Here is a 22,349-nt window from a genome sequence, read left to right as displayed (position 1 = left end):
GTAAAGGTGTCGATTCCAAGTGATCCCTTTTCGTTAATGACAAGAGTATACCGAAATGTTTTTCCGATTGTTCATAAAGAATTAGCTGAGTGGAAGAAGCGGGCAGAAGCGATCCCCAATCAGGAATTAAGAAGTCAGGCCCTTGCAAGCATCGAACATAAAACGTTTCACTGTGAAGGTGGATCGATCCTTTCCCTGCTGGCACTGGACAAGAAAGAAGAAACGATTCGATTCATCGTCGCCTATCAAACGATAAGCGATTATTTGGATAATCTCTGTGATCGAAGCGTTTCCCTGGATCCCGACGATTTTGCCCTTCTTCATCAATCCATGAAAGACGCCCTGACCGTGGGTGCTGTGCCTACCAATTACTATGCTTTGAGGGCCGATCAGGATGACGGGGGATATCTGAGGGATTTAGTGCTTACCTGTCAGTCCGTTCTTGAAGCATTACATCACTATGACAGTATCAAAAAGGATCTTGTACAGCTTTGTGAATACTACTGCGACTTGCAAATACATAAACATGTAAAAAAAGAAGAAAGAGTAGGAAGGCTGCAGAATTGGTTTGAAACTCACCGTTCGAACCTTCCGGAAATGAACTGGTACGAGTTTTCAGCCTGCTCCGGATCGACCCTCGGCATCTTCTGTTTAGTGTCATACGCGTGCCGGAGCGATTTTCAGCCATCGCACACTGAAAAGATCAAACGTGGATATTTTCCATACATTCAGGGGTTACATATTCTTCTTGATTACTTCATCGACCAGGATGAGGACCACGAGGGGGGAGACTTGAACTTCTGCTTCTATTACGAGGATGATGAGCATTTAAAAGAACGGCTGCTTCATTTCCTCCAGAAAGCAGACGAACACACCCATGAACTGCCCCATGCCCATTTTCACCGCCTGATCAACAAAGGACTCATCGGCGTCTACCTTTCAGACGACAAGGCAAACAAACAAGAAAAAGTACAATCCTTCTCCAAACAATTCATCGCCCAAGCCGGCTGGATCACCAGATTCTTCTACATCAACGGAAAAATCTACCGCAAATGGAGAAATCGCAGAAAAACATCCTGAAAAAGAGGGACGGACCTTCGAAACTTGTTTCGAAGGTCCGTCCCTTTTTTTGTCTGTTATATCAAACTATAGTCGGGTGAAATAATACTAAATTCGACCTTAAATACCATTTTTATACAAATAAAAAACGTTAACATCTTTAAAATTATGATAATTTACTCACTGTTTATATAGCGGAATATCATACTATTTATCTAAAAATGTTTTATTTCGTAATACTAAATAACTAATGTCTTCTGAAAATATTTACTTTTCAGAATATTGGAGTATATTTTAATTAGTGTAAAAATTTAGTACATAAAAAGAGGGGGAATACTGTTTGAAATCTCGTAAAGTATTATCGATGGCCATGGCTGCGGCATTAAGTGTAGGGGCATTTGCTGTACCTGCATCAGCTGCAACCACAGTGCCTGAAAATGTGTTAGCGAAGCCTGCGGTGAAGAAATCTCATTCACATGGTGAAGGTCCATTCGACTTAGCCATTGCGAATGAAGAGAAGTTGATTGAAATGCTTCAAAAGAGCGGTAAATTATCTGAGAATGCCACAGCTGGACAAGCAGAAAAAGCTGTACAGAAGTTCTTGAAAGAGAAATCTGAAGGCTTAAAGGAACTTGAAGATGACGGCGAATTAAAAGAAGAGAAAGAAAAGATCGAGAAAGATATCGATAAGCACAAAAAGGGCGATAAACATAAAAAGAAAAAGAGAGATTTAGATCCTGTAGTGGAAGAAGATTATACCGGTGAAAAAAGAACCGATCAAGTTCTAGTATTATTAATGGAATTCCCTGACTTCCCACATAACTCAATACAACCAGAAGATTCAGATATGTATTATGAAGATTACGTAAAAGAGCATTATGAGGATATGGTATTTGGGGATGACGGATATACCGGTCCAAATGGTGAAAACCTCATTTCCATGAAGCAATTTTATGAGCAGCAAACGGATGGGGCTTATTCTGTTGAAGGTGAGGTAGCTGGATGGTATCAAGCTTCTAAACCGGCAGCAGCTTATGGTGGAAATGATCCGGAAGCAGGAGATAATGATAAAGATGCAAGAGGACTTGTCCGGGAAGCTTTAGAGGCTGCAGCAAATGACCCTGAAGTGGACTTGTCTGACTATGACCAGGAAGACCGCTATGATCTTGATGGAGACGGAAATACCCGTGAAGCAGACGGACTAGTCGATCACTTAATGATTGTTCATTCAGCGGTAGGTGAAGAAGCTGGTGGAGGCAGTCTTGGTGAAGATGCGATTTGGTCTCATCGTTGGAACTTAGGAGACGTGTTCCCTGTAGATGGTACGGAAGCAGAAGTTCCGTATTGGGGAGGTAATATGGCTGCATATGACTATACAGTTCAACCAGCTGATGGAGCTGCCGGCGTATTCGCCCATGAATATGGTCACGACCTCGGGTTGCCTGATGAGTATGACACTCAATATACAGGTGCCGGTGAAGCGGTAGCATACTGGTCCATCATGGCAAGCGGAAGCTGGGCGGGTAAGGTTCCTGGAACAGAACCAACAGGCTTCAGTGCCTGGTCGAAAGAGTTTTTGCAAGCAGCACATGGTGGAAACTGGACGAAGAATGAAGAAATCGATCTGGATGAAATCGACAAAAAAGGTATTGAGGTTTACTTGGATCAGGCAAATACAAAAGGTACAAACCCTGATGCACTTAAAATTACCCTCCCTGATAAAGAAACAGTAGTGAATACGCCGTTTAGCGGAGAATATGAGTATTTTAGTGGAAGCGGCAATGACCTGGATAATTCGGCTGTCATGAATGTAGATTTAACATCTTCCCAAAATGCAGAACTTACATTCAAAGCATGGTATGACATTGAGCAGGATTGGGATTACGGTTCAGTTCAAGTTAGTGAAGACGGTGAAAATTGGACGAGCATTCCAGGAAATGTAACAACAGAAACAGATCCTCATGATCAAAATCCTGGTCATGGAATTACTGGGAACTCAGATGGATGGATAGATGCCGCATTTGATTTAAGTCAGTATGCAGGAAAAGAAATCCAAGTGAAAGTAAACTATTGGACAGACGTTGCAGCGGTTAATCCGGGATTATATGTGGATGATATCAAAGTAACGGCAGGCGGTAATGAGTTATTCTTTGATGATGCTGAAGGTGATGACACGAACGTTTCACTTGAAGGATTCACAAAAGATACTGGGGTGAAAACATCCAAGCATTACTACCTGTTGGAATGGAGAAACCATCAAGGTGTGGATGAAGGTTTAGCTCACATTCGCCGTGGTGACAGCCTGATGACCTATGATCCAGGTCTGGTGATCTGGTATGCAGATGAGAAATATGGAGACAACTGGACAGGTGCTCACCCAGGAGAAGGCTTCCTTGGAGTGGTGGATGCTGACCAACGTGAACTAAAATGGAGCGACAATTCAATGGCATCAACTCGATATCAAATTCATGACGCAGCATTCAGCATGGATAAGACAGAGAAAATGTTCTTAGACTATCGAGAGTTATTAGGGTTAACACTCGAGGATAAACACACTCATAAGAATCAGGAGTTTAATGATAAGCGCAGCTACCTAAACGAGAAATTACCTGATGCAGGACGTAATGTACCTGAATATGGGTTAAAGATTAAGGTCACTGGTCAAAGTAAAGATAAATCAGTGGGAAGAATTGAAATTAGTAAAAAATAATTTCAACATTAAAAGGTGACTGCCTTCCCGGCAGTCACCTTTTAAGCATGTTATTGGACATTTTTTACTACTGAATTGATAATAATACTCACATCAATTAAAGGAGATGTCCATTTTGAAGCTCAGTGTATTAGATCAGTCACCCATTTCAGAAGGAATGAGCCCACAAGAGGCATTAAATCATACAGTACAATTAGCACAGCATGTCGAGAAGTTGGGATTCGAACGTTTCTGGGTATCCGAACATCATGATTCCACGGGACTTGCGGGTTCCTCACCAGAGGTCTTGATCGCCCATCTGGCACAGAATACATCAAGGATCCGTGTTGGTTCCGGAGGGGTCATGCTTCCTCATTACTCTTCGTACAAAGTAGCGGAAAACTTCCGATTACTTGAAGGGCTGAACCCGAATCGGATTGACTTAGGTTTGGGGAGGGCACCTGGCGGAATGCCGATGGCTACGATGGCCCTGCACGACGGGAAGCCGAGGGACGTCAATCGTTATCCAGAACAAATCGATGATCTGCTGGGGTATTTAACCGATTCATTACCGGATACCCATCCTTATCAAGGATTAACGGCAGCGCCGATGATCGAATCGATGCCGGAAGTGTGGATGCTCGGCTCAAGTCCGTCCAGTGCGATGCTGGCGGCACAAAAAGGATTACCGTATACCTTTGCCCAGTTTATCAACGGAGAGGGCGGTCCTCAATATACCCAGGCTTACAGAAATAACTTTATTCCTTCCAAATATTTGAAGGAACCCAAAAACATTGTGGCCGTGTTTGCAATCTGTGCTGAAACGGATGAAGAAGCAGAGAGAGTTGCATCCAGCATAGATTTGGCGATCTTAATGATTGAACAGGGCATGCGTTCAAACGGGACACCAAGCCCTGAAAAAGCGGCAGCCTATCAGTACACGCCATTTGAAGAGATGAGAGTGCGGGAAAACCGCAAACGCATGGTCGTGGGAAATCCTAAAAAAGTGAAAGAACAACTACTTTCACTAAGTGAACAGTACGAAACAGATGAAATCATGCTCGTCAGTATCACATATGACTTCCAGGACAAACTCAAATCATTCGAATTAATTGCAAACGAATTATTATAAAAATAGGGACGGACCTTTTCGAGGTCCGTCCCTATTTTTATTGGCCAGCTGCAGGGCTTAGAGGTTCGAGGTCTATGCAAAGCCCTTCCGCTTTTCTGTTTATCTCTTCTCCAACGCTACAATAAATGGAGGATTATTCAGCTGGTTCATGAATTGGTATCTCAGGACATGAACATAGTTTTGATCCAGTCTTTCAACATAGCGAAGGATGTAATCCCTCTCTACCGCACCCTCAGGATGTCCGTGATAAATGACAAGGACGAGGATCCCTTCTGGTGCCATCATTTCCAGAATTTGATTCAAGGCGAGTATCGTCGTTTTCGGACGGGTAACGATATCCTTATCACCGCCCGGTAAGTATCCAAGATTAAATACTGCCCCCGTCACTTTCCCGTGATGCAATGGAGGAATGACGTTCATCACTGTCTCGTGCCCTTGATGAAAGAGTGTCACCCGATGGGCAAGATCATGGGTGATGAGCTGTTCTTTCGTGTTTTCAATGGCTTCCTCTTGAATATCAAAACCGTATACACGGCCATTTTCTCCGACTAACCGGGCCAGGAATAAGGTGTCATGTCCATTCCCTAGTGTTGCGTCTATTGTAATGTCTCCTGGTTTGACAGCCCGTTCCAGAAGCTCTCTTGCAAAAGGTAAGATTCGATCTAATTTCATGCTTTCACATCCACTTTAAAGTATTTTCCCTGCCAGCTGTCCCGGCGTTTAAGTTCATCATCAATCGCGTTTAGCACGCTCCATTTATTCACGCTCCACATTGGTCCGATCATCAGGTCGATAGGTCCGTCCCCCGTAATGCGGTGAACGATCATCTCAGGTGGTATGACTTCCAACTGATCGCAAACAAGTTTCACGTAATGATCGAAATCCATGAAGTCGAGCAGCCCTTTTTCGTATTGCTTGACCATGGGAGTTCCTTTCAGCAAATGCAAGAGGTGAATCTTAATACCCTGCACGTCAAGCTTGGCCACTTCACGTGCCGTTTCCATCATCATTTCTTCATCTTCTTGAGGAAGTCCGTTAATAATATGGGAACACACCCTTATACCGTGCTTTCTTAACTTATTGACTCCTTCGACATAGCATTGAAAATCGTGAGCCCGATTGATCAATCCGGCGGTTTTTTCATGAACGGTTTGCAGGCCAAGTTCAACCCATAAATAGGTTCTTTCATTCAGTTCGGCTAAGTATTCGACCACATCGTCAGGAAGACAGTCCGGACGGGTTGCGATGGAAATACCTACAACACCCTCTTGCCCGAGAACTGACTCATATTTCTCTCTAAGCACATCCACAGGTGCGTGAGTGTTGGTGAATGCTTGGAAATACGCCATGTATTTACCGTCTTTCCACTTCTTATGCATTCTTCCTTTGATGTCATTGAATTGCTTTTCCAAGGAGTCGACCCTGCTCCCGGCAAAGTCCCCTGAGCCTGCTGCACTGCAAAAGGTGCAGCCGCCATGGGCGACCGTGCCATCACGGTTCGGGCAATCAAAGCCACCATCCAAAGCAACCTTAAAGACTTTATGTCCAAAATGATTTCGTAAATGGTAGTTCCACGTATGATATCGTTTTAAATCTGTGGCATATGGAAATGGGTTTGTCTCGATGACAAACACCTCCTACGTTTCAATGTGTAAAACAGTATGTAAGACGTTCAAAAAGATTTTAACATGAACACGGGGTCAAATGAATCCTGCATAGAGAAATAGGCGAAGATTACCACTTCTGAAAAGGGCAATCAGGTTCAAACTAAGACGGAGGAGAGTAAGGATGGGACCTTCCTCTTCTTTATTCCAAACGTCAAGGAGGTAGTCGAAATGGCAACAAGAAATTCGGTTGATGAATGCATTCAAAAGTGTGAAGATGCCATTCGTTACGCTCAAAAACAATATAAATCAGGAACACAGCAAGAGCATTATCACGATGTGGAGTATACTCAAGCCATGCAGCAGCTTGAAGAAGCGGTGAACGATGTGGCTCATTTGGCCAATAGCGCCAACTCTCAACAGCGTGAACAATTGCATCGCATGAGACTTCAGCTTCAGGCCTTACAAAATGAGATGATTTTGTTAGATCATGATCCTAATGTAGTAGGAGGTAAATTACATTGACCACACGTTCTCACAAAAAAAACCCTGAACAAAAGACCCGCAGTGATTTCCGGAATTTAGATACAGAATTCGGGGCTGAAAACAATCCTGTCAAAGCTGCGAAAAGACGCTATGAAAAACAGGGACAGCCTGTTAAATCCGATCATCATAACGGAAAATAATGGACTGAAACCAGGTGCACAATAAATAAGTGCATCTGGTTTTTTAATATATGAAAAAGGACAACTATTTTAAGAAATAATTCTTGCCCCCTTTCACAAAAAAGAGTAAAATCCTTTTGGGACTCGAAATAAAATGGTGGAAAGGGGGCAGAATCATGCCCAAATCATTATGGTTGCTTGTCGTTGGAATGATGGTGAATGTGACAGGTGCCTCTTTTTTATGGCCTCTTAATACAATTTATTTACATGAGAATTTAGGGAAATCACTTTCTGTAGCAGGAATTGTGTTGATGATGAACGCTGGAGCCAGCGTCATCGGAAATCTGATCGGGGGAACACTTTTTGATAAGTTTGGTGGATATCGCTCGATATTAGTAGGGATTTCCATTACCTTGACTGCTTTGGTCGGAATGAATATTTGGCATGGATGGCCTCATTATGTGGTTTTTTTGACCATTGTCGGGTTTGGTTCGGGAATCGTCTTTCCTTCCATGTACGCCATGGCAGGTTCGGTATGGCCTGAAGGTGGCCGGAAAGCATTCAATTCCGTCTATGTGGCTCAAAATATTGGAGTTGCTGTTGGTGCTGCATTAGGAGGGTTCGTCGCCTCGTTTTCCTTTAACTATATATTCTTAGCGAATCTTAGTATGTATATCGTCTTTTTCTTCATTGCCTTATTGGGTTATCGAAACATTTCCGTTAACGGGCATCAAACATCCGTTTTGAATGAGTCAAAGGTGATAAGGGATAAATCGAAACTGAAGGCCCTGCTCTTCATTTGTGTTGCTTATTTATTATGCTGGATGGGCTATGTTCAATGGCAGTCCACCATTGCAACGTACACCCAGGAGATCAATATTTCCTTGAAGCAATACAGCTTATTGTGGACGATCAATGGAGCATTGATTGTGCTTGCACAGCCACTTTTATCAAAAGCCATCAAGCGATTTGAACATAATTTAAAGCTTCAAATTATGATTGGGACGATTATTTTCATGGCTTCGTTCGCTGTGGCTTCGATAGCCGATCAATTTCAATGGTTTGCCATTGCGATGATCATACTGACGATTGGTGAAATGCTTATATGGCCGGCTGTTCCGACCATTGCTAACTCGCTTGCTCCAAAAGGGAGAGAAGGATTCTATCAGGGAATCGTCAACAGTACAGCAACAGGAGGAAGAATGATCGGACCGTTTATCGGAGGAGTATTAGTGGACGTATTCAGCATGCAGGTGCTGTTTATGACGTTGATCGCTTTCTTCATGGTCTCATTAGTCATTACGAGTCAATATGACCGACCGTTGAAAAAGAAAAGCGAGGTCTCCTTATCGGTTCAACAATAAAGAAAACCCCAATGAGAATTCATTGGGGTTTATTCCATATAAAAAGGGCTCCCGTTTCCTACGGAAGCCCACTTGCAAAAAATTGAGGCGAGAGATCAGCAAACGCCACATCGTTTGTTGTCACAAGGACGTGATCCCCGACTTACACAATTCAGCTCATCGCTATAATAGAATAGCATAAGGCTAATAAGAAAACAAGACTATTTTACAAAAAATAATCTAATCGCTTAGATTATAGGGGTTTTTAAGATTATTTATAGTCGTTTCTAAGAAGCATTACTATAGAAAAATAGGAATGGGAAAAAATCGAATAAAAACCTAAAGATTGTATGCAGAACGCTAGGTTAAACCATTTTCTTGAGCCAATATTTTATGAGTGGACCCGTATCTCCAAACACAGGATCCAATGACGGACGGGGAACGTTCTTAATTTCAATCAAAACACTCGGCCGCTCTCGTATTGAACCTTTTTTTAAATTATAATCATCGCCGTTCGGATAGGCACCTGCGACCTTGAAGTCGGGACTTGAGGATAATTTTTTATGCCCGGTCCCAGCTGGAAGGATGATTACATCACCTTTATGAATCGTCACTTCTTCGCCCATTTCGCCACCTAATTGAACGGTTGCCTCACCTTCCATAACCCCTAATACTTCATGTGCATTACTATGGTAATGGTGGTAATCATATATGCCATTTGTCCAACTATTGAGCCATTGATTTCTGTTAAAGAGCTCTTCGGCGTCATGAGGATGATCAAGTGCATTCCGGTAAATGAGTACTGGCAGGTCCGGGTTATTCGGGATGATTCCATCGTCTTCGAAATAAAATATTTTCAGTTCTGCGATTTTCATCCTTTCATTCCTCCATTCATTGTTAAGAAGTTTCCCTAATTCCGTAAAAATTAAACCGATTCTCTAATGGTAATTGAAAGATTTGCAAACCGTTTTCATTTCCCCAACGACAGTGAATGTATGTGCTACTATAGATATATATGTTCTCTTTCAAAAACAGAGGAGGCAGCGGAAATGAGCAGCTTATTAAAAAAGGTATCCGTCGAAATGATTGAAATCATTCTTGAGAACGCTTTCGAATGGTTGGTCGTCGTTGATACGGAAGGAACGATCATCTATATAAATGATAATTACTGCCGCTTTCTAGAAGTTGAGCGAGATAAAGCGATTGGCTCACATGTGACTAACGTCATCGAAAACACACGTATGCACATTGTGGCAGACAGTGGTAAAGAGGAAGTGGCAGACCTTCAATATATAAAAGGAAACTATATGATCGCCAATCGTATTCCGATTCGGATTGATGGTAATGTGATAGGAGCATTTGGCTCGGTGATCTTCCGGGACACGAGTGAATGGATGCAAATGAGTTCTCACGTAAAGAATATGATGTCTAAAATTCAAAGTTACATCCAGGATATCAATACAGGCGTGAAATACACACTGAATGATATTATCGGTGATTCACCCGGAATGAATGAATTGAAGGACAAAGCTCAAATGATTGCTCCCAGTGATATTTCGATCCTGATCAGAGGTGAGAGTGGCACGGGTAAAGAGCTGTTCGCCCATAGTATTCACCAGCTGAGCGAAAGAAGCGGACAACCTTTCATTAAAGTAAACTGCGCCGCGATCCCGGAGCAGCTTCTGGAATCTGAGCTATTCGGTTACGAAGAAGGAGCTTTTACTGGAGCGAAAAAAGGTGGTAAAAAAGGAAAGTTTCAGCTGGCTCATAAGGGTACACTTTTCCTTGATGAAATCGGGGACATGCCACTCAACATGCAGGCGAAGCTTCTCAGGGCTTTACAGGAAGGGGAGGTCGAGGCAGTCGGTTCAACGAGGATCCAACATGTGGATGTCCGAATCATCGCAGCCACGAATCGCCCCCTTGAAAAAATGATGGAAGAAAAGCGATTTCGAAGCGACCTGTACTACCGTATTAATGTAGTCCCCTTTCAAATTCCCCCTCTCCGTGAGCGGAAAGAAGATATCGAGAATTTGGCTGCCTTTTTCTTGGGGAAATCCACAAAATCATCGGGGAAACGGATCCAAGGGTTTGAAAACGAAGTGATGCAGATATTTCGTTCCTATAGTTGGCCAGGGAATCTGCGTGAATTAGAAAATGTCATTAACGCTTCCACCTATTTGTCTAATGAAAGCTGGATTTCTCTTCAGTCACTGCCTTCTTATATGAAGGTTGGAAACTTATATGATGTCGGCTCTAAAACATTAAAAGAGATTCTCGAAGAAACAGAGAAATCAGTGTTGATTCAAAGTCTGCAAACTCATCAGCAAGATAAACGAAAGGTTGCGGAGGCACTGGGAATAAGTAAATCAAGCATGTATGAGAAGTTAAATAAATATCAGCTTTTATAATATAGTTGTGCAGGCAGTCCGGAAATGTGGAAAACAGTCCATATATCCGGACTGTTTTGTTTTTCTTGTAAATATGTACAATTCGTGACTGAAATGCTGAATTTGTCCAGAATTCTGGAATTTATATAATGTGGGGGGAGTAAATGAGTGGATGAGTAGTAATCTGAAAGTTGGCACAATTATTGCATGTATACTTTTAGAAAGTATTTTATGGAAAGGAGAAAAAGAGAAGATAAAAATGTAAACGATTTCATTCAATCATCTTTAGAGAACAAAGGGGGAAATATCATGTTAAGCATGATCGGTCTTATTGGAGGACTCATTTTATTAATCTTTTTAACGATGAGGGGCATGAACATATTGATTGTTGGTCCCATATCGGCTTTATTCGTCGCAGTGCTGAGTGGGATGCCGCTCTTTCCTCAGTTAGCGGGTGAAGGGGAAGCGAATCTCGTTTCAAACTATATGTCAGGTTTTACAAGCTTCGTCGCTGCCTGGTATCTGATGTTCTTATTAGGTGCCGTTTTTGGAAAAGTGATGGAAGACAGCGGAGCAGCGGATAGTGTCTCCAGGTTTGTAGTTGAAAAACTAGGGATGAAGTATGCCGTGTTCGCCATTGTACTTGCCTGTGCGGTTTTAACATACGGGGGGGTCAGTCTCTTTGTAGTGGCATTCTCTGTATATCCTATGGCCGTCAGTTTATTTAAACAAGCAGATTTGCCGCGTCGTTTCATTCCGGCGGCTTTAGCATTCGGTTCGGTCACATTTACAATGACATCGGCAGGTTCACCGGAAATCCAAAACTGGATCCCGATTGAATATCTGGGTACGACACCTTATGCAGGCTGGGAAGTCAGCTTAATCGTCGCTGTGTTTATGGCGGTGTTTGGCTACTGGTGGTTAAAACGTATGATCACCAAAGCAGTCAATAAAGGAGAGAAGTTCCATTCACGTGAAGAAGATCCGGTCATTGATGAAGGAAGACCACTGCCTAACCCGTTCATGGGATTGGTTCCATTATTAGTCGTCCTTATTCTTGCTTTCACTTTCCACGATTCTTTAAAACAATCAGCACTTATCATTGCCTTATTAGGTGGTGTGATTTCGGCTTACGTGTTAAATCGCAAATATTTCAAAGGCTTCTGGGGCGCTGTTTCCGAAGGTACGGTTGGAGCATTGATCGCCATCGGTAACACAGCGGCCGTCGTTGGATTCGGAGGAGTGGCCAAAGCTGTTCCAGCCTTCAGTACAGCCGTTGATGTCATGACGAATATTCCCGGATCCCCATTGATCGGTGGGGCCATCGCCGTCAGTGTGATAGCAGGGATGACCGGTTCAGCTTCCGGTGGTCAAGCAATCGCATTGCCGATCCTCGCTCCTCACTATGTTGATATGGGTGTGAACCCTGAAGCCCTTCACCGGGTAGTGGCGATATCTTCAGGAGCACTGGATTCATTGCCGCACAATGGATATGTGGTGACGACAATCCGCTCGATCTGTAATGAATCACATGGAGAAGCATATGGTGCGGTAGGAGCAGTAACCGTCATTGTCCCACTTATCGGTTTAGCTTTAGCGATTCTTTTATTCTCATTTGGCGTAGGGATCTAAGAAAGGAGAATCATCATGGTTGAAAATAAAGTTGTATTCATAACAGGGGCAGCGCAAGGAATCGGCTTCGAAATCGGAAAAGAATTCGCTGCTGAAGGAGCAAAGGTCGTATTGACGGATCTGCAGGATGATACCGTTCAAAAAGCCTCGGAAGCCCTTAAGGCAGAAGGATATGAAGTTCTTGGATTGCGCTGTGATGTGACATCGGAATTCGAATTAAAAGGGGCAATAGCTAAAACGGTGGATCATTACGGGAAGCTGGATGTATTAATCAATAATGCAGGGCTTCAACATGTGTCTCATATTGAAGAGTTCCCGACTGAGAAGTTTGAACTTCTCATAAAAGTCATGCTGACCGCACCTTTTGTCGCGATCAAGCATGTCCTGCCCCACATGAAGGAGAAGGGATCGGGACGGATCATCAACATGGCGTCCATTAATGGATTAGTCGGTTTCTCCGGCAAAGCTGCCTATAATTCTGCCAAACACGGAGTCATCGGCCTGACGAAGGTAGCGGCATTGGAAGCGGCACAGCATGGAATTACCGTGAATGCGGTTTGTCCGGGGTACGTGGACACCCCGCTGGTCCGGAATCAGCTGGGGGACCTTGCCAAAACGCGCAATATACCGTTTGAAAGAGTGATAGAAGAAGTCATCTATCCTCTCGTACCGCAGAGAAGATTATTGGATGTAAAAGAAATTGCAGACTATACGATGTTCCTGTGCAGTGATGCAGCAAAGGGAATTACGGGGCAGGCAGTTGTATTGGATGGCGGGTACACGGTTCAATAGCTTGGTGAAGGAGAAACGACCTTTTAGGAGGTCGTTTTTTTATTGATGTGGAATCGAGGGCAAGGTGAAGTATGTTGATTTGGAAAAAAACGTCAATCGGCTGGATTTTTGATGAAAACGGCCGGATTATCTTCAGTTTCGGCTGTATTCTTCGTCAAAACCGCCGGATTCTTCACGATATCGGCCGGATTTTCGGCGGAAACGGCTGGATTCGTCTGGCTACCGGTCCCATTTTGCACTGAAGGGCTGGAATCGACTTCGTGACCGGTCCCATTTCCACCAATAATGCTGGATTCTTCTCAATAACAGCCTGATAGCAGACGAGTACGGTCGAACCCTCATCATAAGGACAAAACTCCCGCCCACATTCACAAACAAATGACAAAATTCTTACCCATAAACCAACAATAGGCTTGCGCTTCTGTATATTTTTCACTAAAATAGTGAATACATATATTGTTTACCTATATCGAAACGTTGATCAGGAGTAGTAATGACGGATTTCTGTCTTAGAGAGTTGACGGGTGGTGAAAGTCAACCAGAAACATCATGAACTCGCCTGCTGAGTTGCAAGTGTGAACGAACAGTAAGACTTGCCGTTTTCCGCGTTAAGGATGAATGAAGCTGAGTGCGCGTACACTAATGTGGGTGGTACCGCGGGAGTATGTACATACAAACTCTCGTCCCAAATATTTATTTGGGACGAGAGTTTTTTTATTTTTTTCAAAAAGAGGGGCACCTGCCTTTCGAATGACAATTAAAGGAGGATCTCAATATGAGTTTTGATCATAAAAGTGTTGAGACAAAATGGCAGCAGTATTGGGAAGAAAACAAAACGTTCAAGGCGACAGAAGACGAAGGGAAATCCAATTTCTACGCACTGGATATGTTCCCGTATCCATCAGGAGCAGGCCTTCACGTAGGGCATCCGGAAGGGTTTACGGCAACGGACATCCTTTCACGAATGAAGCGTATGCAAGGGTTCAATGTCCTTCATCCGATGGGATGGGATGCATTCGGTTTACCGGCTGAGCAATATGCCCTAGATACAGGGAATGACCCGGCAGAATTCACAGAGAAGAATATCAATACCTTCCGCCGTCAAATTAAATCACTAGGATTTTCTTATGATTGGGACCGCGAAGTGAATACAACAGATCCGGGCTACTACAAATGGACACAATGGATCTTCACCAAGCTTTATGAAAAAGGCTTGGCTTATGTGGATGAGGTTGCCGTGAATTGGTGTCCGGCACTGGGGACGGTCCTTGCTAATGAAGAAGTCATCGATGGGAAGAGCGAACGCGGAGGGCATCCAGTAGAGCGCCGTCCGATGAAGCAGTGGATGCTGAAGATCACCGCTTATGCCGACCGTCTTGTGGAAGATCTTGAAGATGTAGACTGGCCTGAAAGTATTAAAGATATGCAGCGCAACTGGATCGGACGCTCTGAAGGAGCAGAAGTGAGCTTTTCGATTGATGGTCATGACAAATCATTCGATGTCTTCACGACTCGTCCTGATACGATTTTTGGTGCAACATATGCGGTTCTTGCCCCTGAGCATCCGTTCGTCGCTACAATCACAACGGACGAACAACGCTCGAAAGTGGATGAGTACATCGACAAAATCAAGTCGAAAAGTGATCTTGAACGTACGGATCTTGCGAAAGAGAAAACGGGTGTATTCACAGGTGCTTATGCGATCAATCCGGCTAACGGAAACAAAATGCCGATTTGGATTGCTGATTATGTTCTTATGAGCTACGGTTCAGGAGCTATCATGGCTGTTCCTGCCCATGACGAACGAGATTATGAGTTTGCCAAAGAATTCGATCTTCCAATCGTGGAAGTCGTCGCTGGAGGCAATGTTGAGAAAGAAGCTTATACCGGTGATGGGGATCATGTGAATTCCGATTTCCTTGATGGACTTGGGAAGGAAGAAGCGATTGCAAAATCCATTTCCTGGTTGGAAGAGAAGAATATCGGAACGAAGAAAGTAACGTACCGTCTGCGTGACTGGTTATTCAGCCGTCAACGTTACTGGGGTGAGCCGATTCCAGTCATCCACTGGGAGGATGGCACAACTACGACCGTTCCTGAAAGTGAGCTTCCACTTGTCCTTCCGAAGACGACTGAAATCAAACCGTCCGGTACAGGTGAATCTCCACTTGCGAACATCAGTGAATGGGTGAATGTGGAAGACCCTGAAACAGGTAAAAAAGGCCGTCGTGAAACAAACACAATGCCTCAGTGGGCAGGAAGCTGCTGGTACTATATTCGTTATATCGATCCACATAACGAAGAAGCACTGGCCGATGCAAAGAAAATGGAAAATTGGCTGCCGGTCGATACGTATATCGGAGGAGCCGAGCATGCAGTCCTTCACTTGCTATATGCCCGTTTCTGGCACAAGTTCCTTTACGATATCGGCGTAGTGCCAACGAAAGAGCCGTTCCAAAAGCTATTCAACCAAGGAATGATCCTTGGGGAAAACAATGAAAAAATGAGTAAATCAAAAGGGAATGTAGTGAATCCGGATGAGGTGGTAGAATCTCACGGAGCAGATACCCTTCGTCTTTATGAAATGTTCATGGGTCCACTGGAAGCTTCGATCGCATGGAGCACAAACGGCCTTGACGGAGCACGTCGCTTCCTTGACCGTGTATGGCGCCTGCTTGTCGAGGAGGATGGTACACTTTCCTCGAAGGTGACAGATGCACCGAACAGCGCCCTTGATAAAACATATAACCAAACCGTTAAGAAAGTGACGGAAGACTACGAAGGGCTTCGTTTCAACACAGGGATTTCTCAGCTAATGGTATTCATCAATGATGCGTACAAAGCCGACAAACTTCCTAAGAACTATGTGGAAGGTTTCATTAAGTTGCTGGCACCGATCGCTCCTCATATGACAGAAGAGCTTTGGAGCAAGCTTGGTCATGAAGGAACGCTTTCCTACGAAGCATGGCCGACATTCGATGAATCGAAGCTTGTCGACAACGAAGTTGAAATCGTTCTGCAAGTGAACGGTAAAGTGAAGGCGAAAGTCATGATCCCTCGAGATATGAACAAAGAGGATCTAGAAAAAACCGCCATGGAAAACGATGAAATCAAAAGCCAAATCCAAGGCAAAACCATTCGCAAAGTCATTGCCGTTCCAGGCAAACTAGTGAACATCGTAGCCAACTAATATTGTTGTGAGGGACGGACCTTTGAAATGCATCTGATTGTTAGGAAATGCTATCAATTGGGGATTCTGTATTTCGCCAAGGTCCGTCCCTCTTTTCTATTTAGGGAGTACGGACCTCTATATGGGTCGGATTTTAATCGGGAGCCGCATTAAGTCAGCATTCCATTGAGGTCCGTCCCTCTTTTTCGATCTGATGTTTTTGTTTGGGAGACGGGCTTTGGTATAATTGTGGTGAATGTATGATGAAAGGAAGTTGAGAAGAATGGATACGATTAAAACGATTACGACTGTTGAGTTGGAGCAGAAGTTGAAAAATGGTGAAGATCTGCTTTTGGTGGATGTTCGTGAAGATGAAGAAGTGGCAGAGGGTATGATTCCTGGTGCGAAGCATATCAAAATGGGTGAAATTCCTGAATCATTGGATCAATTTGATAAAGAGAGAGAGTACATCTTTATCTGCCGCTCAGGAAACCGCAGTGGAAATGTCGCTCACTACATGCAGGAACAAGGCTATAAAGTGGTGAACATGGAAGGCGGCATGATGAACTGGGCTGGGGAGACAGCAGAAAAGAAATAATTGATATTCTTGGAAGAAGCACATCCTTTTTTTGAAAAGGGTGTGCTTTTTTCCTTTATTTAAAGTATTTGTGTGGAACAGGGCAGTGGTAAGGATGCCTTTAATGCAATATTATGCCCCGAAAAGCTATTTAACGGCGAAATTTAGAATATAACGGCGATATTCAAAATATAACGGCGAAATCCTAAGACCACCTCCCAACACAACTCAATCCAAAATAAAAAATCCTCCACCAATTGTTTGAAAACTAAAAATTCTGACGATACTAATATCAATCAAAAATGGGGAGGGATCTCTATGATTCAAGTGAAAGTCTTCGATTATGAGCATGAAAAAGATTTAGAGAAAGATATGAATCATTTTCTCAGTAAACTGGAAGATAAAAAAATCGTGGATATTAAATATCATGTAGCAGCATTGTCGGAGGAAGTGGAAGATCAGATTTATTGTTTCTCGGCCATGGTTGTTTACAGAAAGTAAAAAGGTTGATCGTACTGCAGCTGCAGATGGGATCAACCTTTCTTTTTGAATTATACTTTTGCCGCATTAAAGCCTGCAAGTCTTCCGGTAACAAGGGCAGAAGTAATATTATAGCCACCGGTATATCCGTGGATATCAAGCACTTCCCCGCAGAAGAAGAGTCCGTTCATCTTTTTCGAAGCCATGGTTTTCGGTTCGATTTCTTTAATGGAAACACCGCCGCCCGTTACAAACGCCTTGTCAATGGACAGTGTTCCGTTCACATTGAAGGTGAATTGTTTTAACAACTTGGTAAATTGTCGGATCTTCTCTGAGGAGATATGATCTCCTTTTTCATCCTGATCGATTTCTGCACGGTCCAGTAGAAATAACAGGTACCTCTCAGGAACCAATCCTTTGAATATATTCTTTGCGGCTTTCTTTCCTTCTTCCTTCACCTGTTTATGGATAGACTGGAATAGCTGCTCTTCATTTTGATCAGGCATGGAATCGATCTGCATGGCAACATGGGTCAGATTCCATTTCTTCATGGCCTTTACCACATATTGACTGCAACGGAGAACAGCCGGGCCGGAAATTCCTAAATGGGTAAAGATCATATCCATTTTATGCGTGATGATTTTTTTTCCCTTAGGATTTAATACGCTCAACTCAACGCTGCGCAAAGAAAGCCCTTGAAGCTCTTTCTTTTTTACAAAAGGCTCGTCCGACGTAAGGGGAACCTCGGTCGGGAACAAGTCGGTAATCGTATGCCCGGCTTTCGTTGCCCACGGATATCCATCGCCCGTCGATCCGGTATGAGGGACGGACTTGCCTCCAACGGCTATAACGACAGCCTTTGCGGCAATCGTTTCCCCGTCCTTCAAGAGGATGCCGACCGTCTCGCCATTTTCGTACAGAACTTCCTCCACGCTTGTGCTCGTCCGGGTATCCACCTTTAACTCCTTCATTCGTTTCAATAAGGCTTCCACAACATCCATGGCCCGGTTCGATACAGGAAACATCCTGCCGTGATCTTCCTCTTTTAACTGTATTCCCAGCTTTTCAAAGAAAGCGATGATATCTTCATTATTGAACTCGGAAAAGGCACTATATAAAAATCGGCCATTTCCTGGAATATGCTTAATGATTTCTTCTATGGGAAGTCGATTGGTCACATTGCAGCGGCCGCCTCCGGAAATCGCAAGCTTTCTTCCAAGTTTCGTCCCTTTATCCACAAGGAGGACGTTCGCTCCGTTTTCACCGGCTGCGATACTGGCCATCAATCCTGATGGTCCGCCACCTATGACAATCACATCGTATTTCTTTATCATTTTTCCACCAACTTTTAGTTTTGCTCTTTCGTTTCTCAAACGAAGTTTCACCTTATTTTAAATGGGATGGGTTTTAAATACAACATTCGAAAAAAATTGTCATTCGATTCGTACAGTAGTAAACTACTGATAGTGTGTAAATTTTGAGCTGGAATTTATTTTGTTTGTTTAATGAGCAACAAGATATATAGAGAGGGATACTATGTCATCTAAATTAATAAGAGGGACGTTTATTTTAACGTTAGGGACCTTTATTTCCAAGTTTCTGGGTCTTTTTTATGTTATACCGTTTGATGATTTGTTAAAAGGTCATGAAGAGGGGGCTTCCCTTTATCAATATGGATATGTACCGTATACAATCTTTCTGACTGTAGCGACTGCAGGTGTGCCCCTGGCCGTTTCGAAATTCGTTTCGAAATATAATGCCATAGGTGAATATGCCGTAGGGCGAAGGCTGTTTAAGTCAGGCTTGGTGCTGATGACGCTGACGGGGATTGTTTCATTCCTCATCATGTATGCATTTGCACCCATATTCGCAGAAATGACGATCAAGAGTGATGAACAGGTGATTTCGGTTGCACAGGTGACGACCGTCATTAGAGCAGTAAGTTTTGCACTGATCATCATTCCGTTTATGAGCTTGATCAGGGGATTTTTCCAGGGGCATCAATCCATGGGGCCGACGGCTGTTTCCCAGGTAATTGAACAAATTGTCCGGATTGTTTTCTTACTGGGCGGAATTTATGTAGTATTAAACATTTTAGACGGTTCTGTGACAACCGCCATTGCTGTAGCGACATTTGCTGCATTTGTCGGGGGGCTGGCGAGTCTCGGGGCATTGATTTGGTATTGGTTTAAGCGAAAGCCTCATTTAGATGAGCTATTAGAGGAAGATCGCGGTCAGGAAGAGGTTTCATTACGATCGATGTATAAAGAGATCATCGCCTATTCGATTCCGTTTATTTTTGTCGGACTTGCCAACCCGTTATTTCAACTGGTCGATCAGATTACCTTTAACACTGCGATGTCTGCGATTGGGAACGCGAAAGTTTCCGATCATGCCTTTGCCGTATTGAACTTCTATACTCATAAGCTTGTGATTATTCCAGTGTCATTGGCAACAGCCTTTTCCATGACGCTGATTCCGTTGATTACGACGTCTTATACAAGCGGCGACCGGAAAACGATGCGTAGAAACATCGACCAAACGTTTCAAATTCTATTGTTTTTAACTGTACCGGCAGCTTTAGGAATTGCGCTTTTAGCTGAGCCGACGTATACGATGTTCTATCACAGCGATGAATTAGGAACGTCTATTTTAAGATCTTATGCACCTGTTGCGATTCTCTTTGCATTATTTGCTGTTACGGCAGCGATTCTTCAAGGAATTGACGAGCAGAAATTTACAATCTTCAGCTTGCTTGTCGGTCTTCTTCTCAAGCTTGTCCTGAATATACCGTTGATTCGCTTGTTTGAAACTCAAGGTGCAGTCATCGCCACTGTGATCGGGTATACCGTAGCGATTCTAATCAATTTATATGTCATCAAGAAGTACGCGAAATATCAGTTCAGGCTGATTATGAGAAGAACCATGTTCATAGGAGCACTGAATGCCGTCATGGCTTTGGTGGTATTGGTGTTATACAGTATCCTGGTTCAGTTCCTAAATCCTGAGTCCGGATTTCAATCGATTCTTCTCGTTGCGATCTGTGGCGGGGTGGGAGCGCTCGTTTACTTCTACTTAAGCTTAAGAAGTAAATTGGCAGACCGATTATTCGGGGATAAAATCACGAGGATTCGCAGTAAACTTCGCATAGGGTAAAGGAAAAAGGGATGATACAATGCCGATCATCCCTTTTTTTATTGAATGGAGGGTGAGCCATGCTTCTATTTCATGGGTCATGCACCATCCATCGATCATTGTAATAGTAGAGGGCTAATTATTATAATACCCAAGCTGTCTTTCAAGTCGTTCTACTTTTCGTTCCAAGCGGTCGATTTTGCGGTCCAGACGCTCATATTGCCTCTCAAGCCGGTCTAACCGGTCATTGATGCCGCCGCCATATCCTTGACTGGGGAAACCAGGATATCCCTGTCCGCCACCTCCAGGAAGGGGAATGGGGATCAATAATCCACCTGAACCTTGTTGTCGATATGGATACATACGCTTCACCTCATTTATTTTTATCAAAGTTGCTTACCAATAGTAGCCTATGTTAAGAATAGAAACATGAATGGGTAAGTGCCCATGGACTGGTCAAATCACTAATTAAATCAATATAAAAAAAGAAAACCATAAACGGAGCGTGATGAATGTGAGAATAGATAAAATGCTTGCCAATATGGGTTACGGCAGTCGGAAAGAAGTAAAGAAATTATTAAAGGATGGCGGTCTTCAAGTCAATGGTGAGGTCATTAAGGATGGGAAAGTACATATCAATACGGAAAAGGATACAGTGATGTTGTACGGAGAACAGGTTGAGTATCGGGAATTCATCTACCTTCTCATGAATAAACCGCCTGGAGTCATCTCAGCAACTGAAGATGGACAGGATGAAACCGTGATTGATTTACTTCAGCTGGAAGATCAAATATTCAATCCATTTCCTGTTGGGAGGCTGGATAAGGATACAGAGGGATTCCTTCTCATTACGAATGACGGTCAATTATCCCACCAGCTCCTTTCTCCGAAGCGCCATGTACCGAAGACCTATTTTGCCGTAATTGACGGGGAAGTAACTGATGCCGATGTTGAAGCTTTCAAAAAAGGGGTCACGTTGGATGATGGCTATGAAACAAAGCCGGGGGAATTGACGATTCTAAAATCAGGATTGACTTCTGATATTGAATTGACGATCACTGAAGGGAAATTTCATCAGGTGAAGAGAATGTTTGAAAGTGTAGGAAAGCGCGTCATTTATCTTAAGCGTTTAACGATGGGACCCCTTGAGCTTGATAATGATTTAGAGCTTGGTGAGTACCGTGAACTGACCGAAGAAGAAGTAATGCTACTTAAGGAATATAAACTGGAATAAAAAAACGGGGCAGCACCCTTCGATAAAGGTGCTGCCCCGTTTCTTTGTTTGATAAGTCATATTAGTCCGCCATTCTTTGATCAGATCCGGCAGCTAAACCGTCGAAATCTGATTAAGAAGTCATCTTCACTTTCTTCTGCGTAGTTGTCCATTGACCCCGACTCGGGCTTTGCACCAAGTCATTGTAAGCTAACACGTTGAGATCTCTTTGTATGGTGCGAGGAGTAATGCCAAATTCGTCTACAAGATCTTGAGTTGTTACAGTACCTTTCTGATTAATGTACATGTATACAGCTTTGATTCTAGTGAGCATACGATTGGTTGAAGGTTTCAAAAAACCACTCCCTCATCATTTTTCCAAAGGCAAAGACTACATGCGTCGTTTGTGCACCTCACGTGCTACCATATGTACTATGCGCTTTAGACAACCCCTTTTCTACATATAAAG

General features: G+C 43.4%; 21 protein-coding genes and 1 other annotated feature. Of the genes, 14 read left to right on the top strand and 7 right to left on the bottom strand.

The window, feature by feature from the left end; genetic code table 11:
- The first annotated feature begins 6 nt into the window (after positions 1–6).
- The 3 genes from ACQKFO_RS20000 to ACQKFO_RS19990 all read left to right on the top strand — a co-directional run bounded on the left by ACQKFO_RS20000 (position 7) and on the right by ACQKFO_RS19990 (position 4,880).
- Positions 7–1,080 (top strand): tetraprenyl-beta-curcumene synthase family protein, encoded by a 1,074-nt coding sequence (locus tag ACQKFO_RS20000; RefSeq protein WP_427600558.1) that lies wholly within the window; start codon positions 7–9, stop codon positions 1,078–1,080.
- 319 nt (positions 1,081–1,399) lie between these two features.
- Complete coding sequence (locus ACQKFO_RS19995) at positions 1,400–3,769, top strand: immune inhibitor A domain-containing protein (RefSeq protein ID WP_427600557.1); 2,370 nt, start codon at positions 1,400–1,402, stop codon at positions 3,767–3,769.
- 106 nt (positions 3,770–3,875) lie between these two features.
- The gene (locus ACQKFO_RS19990; RefSeq protein WP_427600556.1) at positions 3,876–4,880 is read left to right on the top strand and encodes an LLM class flavin-dependent oxidoreductase; all 1,005 of its coding nucleotides are present in this window, start codon (positions 3,876–3,878) and stop codon (positions 4,878–4,880) included.
- Between the two features lie 99 nt (positions 4,881–4,979).
- Here ACQKFO_RS19990 and ACQKFO_RS19985 read toward each other — a convergent pair whose 3' ends face one another.
- Positions 4,980–5,552: a class I SAM-dependent methyltransferase gene (locus ACQKFO_RS19985; RefSeq protein WP_397554471.1), complete on the bottom strand. Its 573-nt coding sequence runs from the start codon at positions 5,550–5,552 to the stop codon at positions 4,980–4,982.
- Positions 5,549–6,514, bottom strand: a complete 966-nt coding sequence (locus ACQKFO_RS19980) for a TIGR01212 family radical SAM protein (protein ID WP_427600555.1) — start codon at positions 6,512–6,514, stop codon at positions 5,549–5,551. Before ACQKFO_RS19980 ends, ACQKFO_RS19985 begins: the two co-directional genes overlap by 4 nt.
- A gap of 201 nt (positions 6,515–6,715) precedes the next feature.
- Between ACQKFO_RS19980 and ACQKFO_RS19975 the strand changes: the two genes are divergently transcribed.
- The 3 genes from ACQKFO_RS19975 (at position 6,716) to ACQKFO_RS19965 (ending at position 8,513) form a co-directional block, all read left to right on the top strand.
- Positions 6,716–7,009, top strand: a complete 294-nt coding sequence (locus ACQKFO_RS19975) for a YtzC family protein (RefSeq protein ID WP_427600554.1) — start codon at positions 6,716–6,718, stop codon at positions 7,007–7,009.
- Entirely contained in the window at positions 7,006–7,170 is a 165-nt protein-coding gene (locus ACQKFO_RS19970; protein ID WP_427600553.1) for a glycogen biosynthesis protein GlgD, read from the top strand. Before ACQKFO_RS19975 ends, ACQKFO_RS19970 begins: the two co-directional genes overlap by 4 nt.
- A 155-nt stretch (positions 7,171–7,325) precedes the next feature.
- On the top strand, positions 7,326–8,513 hold the full coding sequence (locus ACQKFO_RS19965) for an MDR family MFS transporter (protein WP_427600552.1): 1,188 nt from the start codon (positions 7,326–7,328) through the stop codon (positions 8,511–8,513).
- Between the two features lie 344 nt (positions 8,514–8,857).
- On the opposite strand, the gene ACQKFO_RS19960 is transcribed toward ACQKFO_RS19965, so the two are convergent.
- A complete protein-coding gene (locus tag ACQKFO_RS19960; protein ID WP_427600551.1) occupies positions 8,858–9,367 on the bottom strand; it encodes a cupin domain-containing protein in 510 nt (169 codons plus the stop codon).
- A 174-nt stretch (positions 9,368–9,541) separates the two neighbouring features.
- Between ACQKFO_RS19960 and ACQKFO_RS19955 the strand changes: the two genes are divergently transcribed.
- The 3 genes from ACQKFO_RS19955 (at position 9,542) to ACQKFO_RS19945 (ending at position 13,306) form a co-directional block, all read left to right on the top strand.
- Positions 9,542–10,903, top strand: coding sequence for a sigma-54 interaction domain-containing protein (locus tag ACQKFO_RS19955; RefSeq protein WP_427600550.1), 1,362 nt, complete (start codon positions 9,542–9,544; stop codon positions 10,901–10,903).
- A 288-nt stretch (positions 10,904–11,191) separates the two neighbouring features.
- A complete protein-coding gene (locus ACQKFO_RS19950) occupies positions 11,192–12,514 on the top strand; it encodes a GntP family permease (RefSeq protein ID WP_113969822.1) in 1,323 nt (440 codons plus the stop codon).
- Between the two features lie 15 nt (positions 12,515–12,529).
- Complete coding sequence (locus tag ACQKFO_RS19945) at positions 12,530–13,306, top strand: 3-hydroxybutyrate dehydrogenase (RefSeq protein WP_427600549.1); 777 nt, start codon at positions 12,530–12,532, stop codon at positions 13,304–13,306.
- 172 nt (positions 13,307–13,478) lie between these two features.
- Here ACQKFO_RS19945 and ACQKFO_RS19940 read toward each other — a convergent pair whose 3' ends face one another.
- Complete coding sequence (locus ACQKFO_RS19940; protein ID WP_427600548.1) at positions 13,479–13,691, bottom strand: hypothetical protein; 213 nt, start codon at positions 13,689–13,691, stop codon at positions 13,479–13,481.
- A gap of 83 nt (positions 13,692–13,774) precedes the next feature.
- Positions 13,775–13,997: a binding site (T-box leader), on the top strand.
- Between the two features lie 84 nt (positions 13,998–14,081).
- On the opposite strand from ACQKFO_RS19940, the gene leuS reads away from it, so the two are divergent.
- The 3 genes from leuS to ACQKFO_RS19925 all read left to right on the top strand — a co-directional run bounded on the left by leuS (position 14,082) and on the right by ACQKFO_RS19925 (position 17,553).
- Positions 14,082–16,496: a leucine--tRNA ligase gene (leuS, locus tag ACQKFO_RS19935; protein ID WP_427600547.1), complete on the top strand. Its 2,415-nt coding sequence runs from the start codon at positions 14,082–14,084 to the stop codon at positions 16,494–16,496.
- A 262-nt stretch (positions 16,497–16,758) separates the two neighbouring features.
- The gene (locus ACQKFO_RS19930) at positions 16,759–17,073 is read left to right on the top strand and encodes a rhodanese-like domain-containing protein (protein ID WP_427600546.1); all 315 of its coding nucleotides are present in this window, start codon (positions 16,759–16,761) and stop codon (positions 17,071–17,073) included.
- 297 nt (positions 17,074–17,370) lie between these two features.
- Complete coding sequence (locus ACQKFO_RS19925) at positions 17,371–17,553, top strand: sporulation protein Cse60 (protein ID WP_113969818.1); 183 nt, start codon at positions 17,371–17,373, stop codon at positions 17,551–17,553.
- 50 nt (positions 17,554–17,603) lie between these two features.
- Here ACQKFO_RS19925 and ACQKFO_RS19920 read toward each other — a convergent pair whose 3' ends face one another.
- Entirely contained in the window at positions 17,604–18,866 is a 1,263-nt protein-coding gene (locus ACQKFO_RS19920; protein WP_427600612.1) for an NAD(P)/FAD-dependent oxidoreductase, read from the bottom strand.
- Between the two features lie 202 nt (positions 18,867–19,068).
- On the opposite strand from ACQKFO_RS19920, the gene ACQKFO_RS19915 reads away from it, so the two are divergent.
- A complete protein-coding gene (locus ACQKFO_RS19915) occupies positions 19,069–20,688 on the top strand; it encodes a putative polysaccharide biosynthesis protein (RefSeq protein ID WP_427600545.1) in 1,620 nt (539 codons plus the stop codon).
- A gap of 114 nt (positions 20,689–20,802) precedes the next feature.
- Here the strand turns inward: ACQKFO_RS19915 and ACQKFO_RS19910 are convergent, their stop codons facing one another.
- A complete protein-coding gene (locus tag ACQKFO_RS19910; protein ID WP_427600544.1) occupies positions 20,803–21,030 on the bottom strand; it encodes a hypothetical protein in 228 nt (75 codons plus the stop codon).
- 151 nt (positions 21,031–21,181) lie between these two features.
- Between ACQKFO_RS19910 and ACQKFO_RS19905 the strand changes: the two genes are divergently transcribed.
- On the top strand, positions 21,182–21,901 hold the full coding sequence (locus ACQKFO_RS19905) for a pseudouridine synthase (protein WP_427600543.1): 720 nt from the start codon (positions 21,182–21,184) through the stop codon (positions 21,899–21,901).
- A 112-nt stretch (positions 21,902–22,013) separates the two neighbouring features.
- Here the strand turns inward: ACQKFO_RS19905 and ACQKFO_RS19900 are convergent, their stop codons facing one another.
- Positions 22,014–22,235 (bottom strand): DeoR family transcriptional regulator, encoded by a 222-nt coding sequence (locus ACQKFO_RS19900; protein WP_427600542.1) that lies wholly within the window; start codon positions 22,233–22,235, stop codon positions 22,014–22,016.
- Positions 22,236–22,349 lie beyond the last annotated feature (114 nt).

The sequence above is a fragment of the Rossellomorea sp. NPDC071047 genome, from assembly GCF_050270195.1.
Lineage (GTDB): Bacteria > Bacillota > Bacilli > Bacillales > Bacillaceae_B > Rossellomorea.
This window is presented reverse-complemented; position numbering and strand designations above follow the sequence as displayed.